The sequence below is a fragment of the Citromicrobium bathyomarinum genome (assembly GCF_038594485.1).
GTDB classification, from domain to species: domain Bacteria; phylum Pseudomonadota; class Alphaproteobacteria; order Sphingomonadales; family Sphingomonadaceae; genus Alteriqipengyuania; species Alteriqipengyuania bathyomarina_A.
The window spans coordinates 120,640-126,927 of sequence record NZ_JBCFZG010000005.1 but is presented as its reverse complement, the minus strand read 5'-3'; the positions used below and the strand labels follow the sequence as shown (position 1 = coordinate 126,927).

General features: G+C 63.1%; 5 protein-coding genes. 3 read left to right on the top strand and 2 right to left on the bottom strand.

Features of this window, described 5'->3' with window-relative positions; all coding sequences use genetic code 11:
- Positions 1-900, top strand: a 900-nt coding sequence (locus AAG591_RS11235) for an SMP-30/gluconolactonase/LRE family protein (RefSeq protein ID WP_342531385.1), incomplete at its 5' end; no start/stop codon positions are given.
- A 7-nt stretch (positions 901-907) separates the two neighbouring features.
- Here the strand turns inward: AAG591_RS11235 and AAG591_RS11230 are convergent.
- Positions 908-1,825, bottom strand: a complete 918-nt coding sequence (locus AAG591_RS11230) for a Gfo/Idh/MocA family protein (protein WP_342531384.1) — start codon at positions 1,823-1,825, stop codon at positions 908-910.
- 108 nt (positions 1,826-1,933) lie between these two features.
- On the opposite strand from AAG591_RS11230, the gene AAG591_RS11225 reads away from it, so the two are divergent.
- Positions 1,934-3,745, top strand: a complete 1,812-nt coding sequence (locus tag AAG591_RS11225; RefSeq protein WP_342531383.1) for an IlvD/Edd family dehydratase — start codon at positions 1,934-1,936, stop codon at positions 3,743-3,745.
- A gap of 20 nt (positions 3,746-3,765) precedes the next feature.
- Here AAG591_RS11225 and AAG591_RS11220 read toward each other — a convergent pair whose 3' ends face one another.
- Positions 3,766-4,491 (bottom strand): FadR/GntR family transcriptional regulator, encoded by a 726-nt coding sequence (locus tag AAG591_RS11220; protein WP_342531394.1) that lies wholly within the window; start codon positions 4,489-4,491, stop codon positions 3,766-3,768.
- Positions 4,492-4,668: 177 nt separating this feature from the next.
- Here AAG591_RS11220 and AAG591_RS11215 point away from each other — a divergent pair, with 177 nt between their 5' ends.
- On the top strand, positions 4,669-6,288 hold the full coding sequence (locus AAG591_RS11215) for a sodium/sugar symporter (RefSeq protein ID WP_342531382.1): 1,620 nt from the start codon (positions 4,669-4,671) through the stop codon (positions 6,286-6,288).

Here is a 6,288-nt window from a genome sequence, read left to right as displayed (position 1 = left end):
GGTCTGGCAAGCGCCCGCCACAACGCCAGATGGGGTGTCATGCATAACCCGCAGCCAGTCGTTATCGAGCCCTGCCTGTTGGGCGAAGGCCCTGTCTGGGTGGCCCATGTGCAAGCGCTGTACTGGACCGATATCAAGGGGTGCAGGCTCCACGCCTACTTCCCCGACAGCGGGAGGCATGAAAGCTGGGACGTGCCGTTTCGCATCGGTTCGATCGCACCCACCCGATCGGGCGGGTTTATCGGCGCGTGTGACAGCGGGTTCTTCGAAGTCGACAGCGATTTCGCGGATTTTCGGATCATCGCCCAGCCGGAGCCGGATCGCCCAGACAACCGCTTCAACGATGGCAAAACCGATCCACAGGGGCGGTTCTGGGCAGGGACGATGGACGATACCGAAACCGCCGCGAGCGGAGCACTCTACCGGCTCGATCACGACCGGACCTGGGCCCGGATCGACGATGGCTATCGAGTGACCAATGGGCCGGCATTCAGCGCCGATGGCCGCGTCATGTACCATTGCGATTCCGCCCGGCAGATCATCTATGCCTATGATATCGACCAGCGCGGGGACGTATCCCCTCGGCGCGTGTTTGCCCGGTTCGGCGACGCGGATGGCTACCCCGACGGAATGACCGTCGACCGCGCCGGGGACCTGTGGGTTGCCTTCTGGGATGGATGGTGCCTTCGCAGGCTGACCCCTGCGGGAGAGGTTGTGCAAACGCTCGCCATGCCGGTCCAGCGTCCGACCAGCTGCGCCTTCGGTGGGCCAGACGCCGACCGTCTATATATTACCTCCTCGGCGCTCGGTCTCGATCTCGCCGAACAGCCACTAGCCGGATCGCTGTTCGAATTCAGGCCGGAAGTCGGCGGTTTTGTCGGCATGCCCTTCGGTGGCTGAATGGATTTCAGAATTCGAACGGCGCGACACTTTTGCGGCGAGCCACGCGAAACGCGTCTGCGACAAGGGCCAGAGGCGCGCTGTCGGCATCGGACTGGCCACTGTCTATGAGATGCGCAAACCGGTCGTAGAGCCGTCGGTACTCTCCGGGGCCGGGGAGGGGCGGCACGGATTTGTCTCCGATCATCAGGCGCGAACCCCCGTCTGCGAGGACGACCTCTTCCGCGTCGGTCCGCACGCGTATTTCCCAGGTCTGCTCACCGGTTTCCGTAAAATCGAGATCGGCGGCGGCACGGCCGCCGTTCGCCAGCTGCATGGCGAGCTGCGCAGCGATGGGCGAGGCACGACCATCCGGAATTTCGAGCAGGCAGGATTCGACGCGATGCGTGCCCGGAATTATCTCGGTCAGGATCGAGAAGGCGTTGATGCCGGGATCGAAGACGCCGAAGCCGCCCTCGTCCAGAATCCAGTCCTGACCCGGGTGCCAGCGACGAATATCTTCCCGCCACGAGATGGTTACGTCCTGGACCTGCCTGTCGGCGAGATAGGCCTTTGCCGGAGCGACCATCGCGGCTTCGCGCGAGTGCCACGCGGCAAACAGCGTCACAGCCTTGCGGCGCGCGAGATCGGCCAATTGGTCGACTTCGGATGTGCTAAGGCACGGCGGTTTTTCGAGGAAAGTGTGCAACCCCGCTTCGATCGCGACACGGGCGATATCGAACCGGGCTGCGGGGGGCGTGCAGATCGCAACCGCCCCGCAAAAGCCGCTGCCGACGAGCGCTTCGACAGAGCCGAACACGGGTACGCGCGTATCGACAGTGCGCTGGTCGACGATTGCAGCAAGCGAGAATGCCGCGCTGTCCCCGACCGCCGGGAGGTGCTGATCCTGTGCAATCTTTCCCAGTCCCACGATCGCCAGATCCATTCCGGGTCCTTCCCATTCTTGTTTTATATGATTTATATGTTCCTTAGCAGTATCATTGTCGTTATCAATGCTCGCGACTGACTGGGTAGGGTTCAAGGAGGGGTTTACGTGACGGGTACCAAGGATCAGCGCGCGGAGCGGTCGGGGCTCCGTTCGCGCGAATGGTTCGATAATCCGGACCACCCGGACATGACCGCGCTCTATCTGGAACGCTATCTGAATTACGGTCTCAGCATCGAGGAACTGCAGTCGGACCGCCCGATCATCGGGATCGCGCAGACCGGCAGCGATCTTGCCCCGTGCAACCGCCACCATCTCGTTCTGGCAGAGCGGGTGAAGGACGGCATTCGCGAGGCGGGCGGCATCCCGCTGGAGTTTCCGATCCACCCGATCCAGGAAACCGGCAAGCGCCCCACTGCGGGTCTCGACCGGAACCTTGCGTATCTTAGCCTGGTGGAGGTCCTCTACGGCTATCCGATCGACGGCGTGGTGCTGACGATCGGCTGCGACAAGACCACGCCGGCCTGCCTGATGGCGGCGGCGACGGTCAATATACCGGCCATCGCCCTGTCGGTCGGCCCCATGCTGAACGGCTGGCACAAGGGCCGCCGCGTGGGATCGGGCACGATCATCTGGAAAGCGCGCGAAATGCTGGCCACCGGGCAGATCGACTACGAAGGCTTCATCCGCCTCGTCGCGTCTTCCTCCCCCTCGACCGGCTATTGCAACACGATGGGCACGGCGACGACGATGAACTCGCTCACCGAAGCGCTCGGCATGTCGCTCCCCGGTTCGGCCGCCATCCCCGCTCCGCATCGCGACAGGCAGGAATGCGCCTGGGAAACCGGTCGCCGCATCGTCGAGATGGTCGCGGTGGATCGCAAGCCGAGCGACATCATGACCCCTGCGGCCTTCCACAATGCGATCCGTGTGAACTCGGCGCTCGGCGGGTCGACCAACGCGCCGATCCATATCAACGCGATCGCCAGGCATCTTGGCGTCGAGCTAACGCTTGCCGATTGGGAAACGCTTGGTGCCGAGGTGCCGCTGCTGGTCAATCTGCAACCGGCGGGCGGATATCTGGGGGAGGACTTCCACCGCGCTGGCGGCGTCCCGGCAGTGATGGGCGAACTTCTGCGCAACGGCCTGCTGGAGGGTACACCGGTTACCGCCAACGGACGCACGGTGTCGCAGAACGTTGCGGAATCCCGGTCGCTGGACGAGGATGTAATCCGGACTTTTGATCGACCGCTGGCGCAAGCCGCCGGGCTCGTCGTCCTCTCGGGCAACCTGTTCGCCAATGCAGTGATGAAGACGTCGGTCATTTCGGCGCAGTTTCGTGCGCGTTACCTGTCGGACAGCGAAGCGCCGAACCGGTTCGAAGGCCGCGCGATCGTTTTCGACGGGCCGGAGGATTATCACAGGCGGATCGACGATCCGGAACTCGGGATCGGCGATGACTGCATCCTCGTGATGCGCGGTGCCGGGCCCGTCGGTTATCCCGGCGGTGCGGAGGTCGTGAACATGCGCCCGTCCGCAGCGCTGATCGCCGCCGGAGTCGATGCCCTGCCGTGCATTGGCGATGGTCGCCAGTCTGGGACCAGCGGATCGCCATCGATCCTCAACGCATCGCCCGAAGCGGCCATTGGCGGCGGGCTGGCACTGGTGAGAACGGGCGACATCATCCGTATCGATCTGGCTGCTCGGCGGGTCGATGTCCTGCTCGATGATGATGAAATCGAGCGCAGGCGGGCCGAGGTTGGCGATGCAACGCCTGAGCTTGCCCCAGAATCGCAAACCCCGTGGCAGGAAATCCAGCGCGGTCTCGTCGGTCAGTTCGATGGCGGCGCGGTGCTGGAAAATGCGGTGAAATACCAGCGCATTGCGCAAACCAGGGGGCTGCCGCGCGACAGCCATTGATATCGGGCCGAAGGCCCGCCTCAGGCTGGCGCGTCGCCAGCTTCCTGATCGATCAGTTCGAGCACCTCGCCGATCAGATGACGCATCGCGCGCCGTGCCCCATCCTCGTCGCGCTGCGCGATCGCATCCAGGACGCATGAGTGGTCGGCGATGCTGGCCGAATGGCCCTTTATATTATTGGTCAGACGGATCGAGGTGTGCAGGGCCGTCGATACGACATCGCGAAACTGGCGGTAGAACGGGTTTCCCGATGCATCCAGGATCGCGACATGGAATGCGATGTCGGCGGTCAGCGTGTCGTCGTTACCCTTTTCCGCCTCCCGCATCCGGGCGAGGCCCGCAGAAATCCCCGCCAGGTCGTCTTCCCCGTGGAAACGCGATGCCAGTGCAGCGGCTTCGGGTTCGATGGCAATGCGAAGCTGGTTGAACTGGCGCAGCAGCTCGACCGAGCTTCGACGCTCCAGCAGCCAGCGCAGGACATCGGGATCGAACAGGTTCCAGTTCGATGACGGTTGGACGATCGTGCCCTGCCGGGGCCGGGCGCTCAGCAGCCCCTTGGCGGTGAGCATCTTGACGGCTTCGCGCGTGACGGACCTGCTGACTCCGTGCTGCGCGGTCAATTCGGCCTCGGTTGGGAAGGGTACGTCCTCGTAGTCGCCGACAATGATCGCGCGCCCCAGGTTTTCGAGCATGCCCTGGGTGAGATTGCGACCGAGCCGCGACCTGAGAGACCCATCCTCCGGCATTGCTTTCACCACGAGCCGTACTCCTCCACCATCCTTTCCCGACTGAAAGGGCATCGGTGCGTTTGCGTCAACCGCCGCATGCCGCCGTGTCTAGACAAAGCCTATAAATAATATAATTGGCGTTTGGGATTTGAACTGCCGGAGCGTAATACCGGCACGCAGTGGGAGGCGAGGCGTATGGGGCTTGCGACAATCGATGTCATCGTGGTAGTTGCGTATGCGCTGGTGATTTTTGGCCTCGCCCAGTGGGTCAGCCGCGACACGGCGGGGCACGAAAAGAACACTTCGGACTACTTCCTCGCCTCCAAATCGCTGCCGTGGTGGGCGATCGGCGCATCGCTCATCGCCGCCAATATCTCTGCGGAACAGATCGTCGGCATGTCCGGCTCGGGCTACCGGCTGGGGCTGGCAATCGCATCCTACGAATGGATGGCGGCGCTGACGCTGCTGATCGTCGGCAAGTTCTTCCTGCCGATCTTCCTAAAGAACGGCATCTTCACGATGCCGCAGTTTCTCGAACAGCGTTACGGCCCCAATATCCGCACGCTGATGGCGGTGTTCTGGCTCGGCCTCTATATCTTCGTGAACCTCACTTCGATCCTGTGGCTGGGATCGATCGTGGTCAATCAGGTGGCTGGCGTGGACCAGATGACCGCGCTGATCGCGCTTGGCAGTTTCGCCCTGCTATACCAGCTCTACGGCGGGCTGAAGGCCGTGGCCTTGACCGACATCGTGCAGGTCACGTTGCTGGTTCTGGGTGGGCTGATCATCTCTGGCCTCACGCTCAACGAAGTCGGCGGCGGTCACGGCGTCTGGGCAGGTTTCAACACGCTGCTCGACCAGGCACCTGAGAAATTCAACATGATCCTGGAGCCGGGCGATATCGGCTATCAGGAGCTGCCGGGCATCGCGGTCCTGGTCGGGGGCATGTGGATTGCCAATCTCAGCTATTGGGGGTTCAACCAGTACATCATCCAGCGCGCGCTGGCGGCCAAGGATTTGCGCGAGGCGCAGAAGGGTGTGGTGTTCGCAGCATTCCTGAAACTGCTGATGCCGCTGGTCGTCGTCGTGCCGGGCCTCGCCGCAACGATCCTCGCGCCCGGTCTCGACCCGGCGGATCAGGCCTACCCGACCATGATGCGGTATCTTCCCAGTGGTCTGCTCGGCCTTGTCTTCGCAGCGCTGATGGCTGCGGTGGTCGCGTCGACGGCATCGAAGATCAATTCGATCGCGACGATTTTCACGCTCGACATCTACGCCAAGCGGCGGGGGTACAAGAGCGACGCCGAGGATGAAGCCGGCCGCAAGGCGGGCGAACGGCATCTCGTCCTCGTCGGGCGGGTCAGCGCGAGTATCGCGACCGTCATGGCACTTCTGGCGGCCCGGCCGCTTCTGGGCAGCCTCGATCAGGCGTTCCAGTTCATCCAGGAATTCTCCGGCTTCATTACGCCCGGCATTACGGTGATCTTCCTGCTCGGCCTGTTCTGGAAGAAGGCGAGCGAGGCGGGTGCGATCACCGCCGCAGCGGCGTCGATCCTCGGCAGCGTGGTGTTCTGGTTCCCAGCCGAATGGGGTGGCAGCGAAGCGCTCAATGCGGTGCCGTTCCTCAATCGTATGATGTGGGTGTTCGCCGTTGCCTTGGTGCTTGCCGTGGTCGTGTCGATCTTGAAACCAGGGGCAGCGGGCAGCGACCGGATCGAAACGACCGAGGTCAATTATGAAACGTCGCGCGGCTTCAACTTCGCGGCGCTGGCGGTGATCGGGATCGTCGTCGCGCTCTACGCATCGATGTGGTGA

Bases quoted from the DNA above. Each gene is read 5' to 3' on its own strand.
- AAG591_RS11230 (WP_342531384.1), bottom strand. From the start codon at position 1,825: ATGGATCTGGCGATCGTGGGACTGGGAAAGATTGCACAGGATCAGCAC.
- AAG591_RS11220 (WP_342531394.1), bottom strand. From the start codon at position 4,491: ATGCCGGAGGATGGGTCTCTCAGGTCGCGGCTCGGTCGCAATCTCACC.
- AAG591_RS11215 (WP_342531382.1), top strand. From the start codon at position 4,669: ATGGGGCTTGCGACAATCGATGTCATCGTGGTAGTTGCGTATGCGCTG.